General features: G+C 49.7%; 4 protein-coding genes. All 4 read left to right on the top strand.

Translation table 11 applies throughout. The features are described 5' to 3' along the window. The first annotated feature begins 7 nt into the window (after positions 1–7). The 4 genes from AC27IO_RS24030 (at position 8) to AC27IO_RS24015 (ending at position 1,244) form a co-directional block, all read left to right on the top strand. A complete protein-coding gene (locus AC27IO_RS24030) occupies positions 8–289 on the top strand; it encodes a polymorphic toxin type 37 domain-containing protein (RefSeq protein WP_498741181.1) in 282 nt (93 codons plus the stop codon). A gap of 8 nt (positions 290–297) precedes the next feature. Next, on the top strand, positions 298–609 hold the full coding sequence (locus tag AC27IO_RS24025) for a hypothetical protein (protein WP_498741180.1): 312 nt from the start codon (positions 298–300) through the stop codon (positions 607–609). 348 nt (positions 610–957) lie between these two features. Then, positions 958–1,134, top strand: coding sequence for a hypothetical protein (locus tag AC27IO_RS24020; RefSeq protein WP_498741178.1), 177 nt, complete (start codon positions 958–960; stop codon positions 1,132–1,134). Continuing rightward, complete coding sequence (locus tag AC27IO_RS24015) at positions 1,122–1,244, top strand: hypothetical protein (protein WP_498741177.1); 123 nt, start codon at positions 1,122–1,124, stop codon at positions 1,242–1,244. The genes AC27IO_RS24020 and AC27IO_RS24015 overlap by 13 nt, the downstream gene beginning before the upstream one ends. Positions 1,245–1,580 lie beyond the last annotated feature (336 nt).

The following is a 1,580-nucleotide window of genomic DNA, read 5'->3' as shown; positions in this document are numbered from 1 at the left end:
GGATCGCATGTTTGCGAAACCGCCTAAGAATGCATATGACCCAAATGGGCCTAAGGCGCCTGGCAAACCCAGTGATGCCGAAGGCTTCAAAGATCCTAAGGGGGGTGAAAGCTGGGTTCGTAATCCAAATGGACGCGGCTACGGTTGGCAAGGATCTGATGGCGGTGTGTGGTGCCCTACGGGACCAGACTCTGGTTCCACAGGCGATGCTCATGGTGGCCCCCATTGGGATGTGCAGTATCCAGGCGGCCGGTATGACAATGTTTATCCTGGCGGTCACCGTCGATAGGAGGCGACATGATTTTGCAAATAGCGTTGGGCAGTTTTTACTCGCGAGGAGATGAACGGCGCCTGTTTCAGGGTTTGGAGGAAATAACCGCAATACGCAGCGTTAAGGGCGTGGGACGGGATTTGTTAATTGATGTCAGCATTGCTGCGCTTAATAAAGAGGCAATGCGTGAATTAGTTGCGCTACTTTGGCGTTATGAAATGCCACTTGCTCCTTTGCGTGTGTTTGCGGAGAAAAAGAAATTCGAATGGCTTAATGACTCGCAAGGCTATTGGTACAGTGCAATGTTCAAAGAAGGAAGCAATCGGCGAGAATTTTAGTCACGGGCTAATTGCGGTTTTAGGAGCTGATCAAAAATAATCGAAATGATGCTGCTATGCGCAAAGCACGCAGAACTGCATTTTCCGACTTTGTATTGATCAAGGAGCTAAGTGGTTGCATCGGTTCCAACTTCTTTAGTCGGAGTAAGTCGCCATGATGAGCCAATGCAACACCTTGAATCCATGTCCTGCCCGCCGCCAAAAATTTCGTTGCACCGTCTTTTGCTATTTTTAATAGCATCGTCGGCATGGCATAGAACGACAGTGCACATAGCGCGCAACGGCGTGGTTATTGTTGCCGGTGGAAATGAACAGGTAATTAAATTTATCCCTGAATAATCAGGTTGTATGAGCGATTTTTTCTCTCGTCAAGCCTTCGTGCTGCGGCAAGCCATCAATGAATATCGTGATGGAACACTTGGTTTAAACTCGCTTATTCATCGGATTGAGGGGGTTGGGGGTGTTTTTGAAAATGAATGTGGCGAAATGCGGTTTTTCCCGTCATTTTATCCATGGAGCAGATGAACGCAGCGGCAATTAATGGTGGCAATGATTTGACCGAAGCAGGCAAGGTTTCTATTGAAGAGTTGCTCATTGGTTTTGAGGGACTGATTAAGGATTTTGGAAATAAGTAACTGCTGCTTATTTCTCAAGCCTTGCGTGGGAGATCTCATGCGAGCCGATGCAACACCCTGACATCCAACCCTGGCCGTTGTACGTCTTGATTGCTATATATTTAATAGCATCATGACCATGATTTACTAGGGCGTAAGGCCTGTTTGACCTGATGTCAGGCCTCACATCACACGGGAGGAGGTTCATGAGGGTCGTCTGGGCCGTCTTCATCGCATTGCAGGCCCTGCCGCGCCGGCCGGGGAGATGGAACAGCACGGAGGGTCATCTACCTGGCCCACGGCCAGCGGGCCGATGCCGGTGGCGGCGCAGATCAATGGGCGGCTGTATGCCATCGA

This window comes from Acidovorax sp. KNOB132 (genome assembly GCF_057541515.1).
The sequence above is the reverse complement of the archived record's forward strand: the minus strand, read 5'-3'. Positions and strand labels throughout refer to the sequence as shown.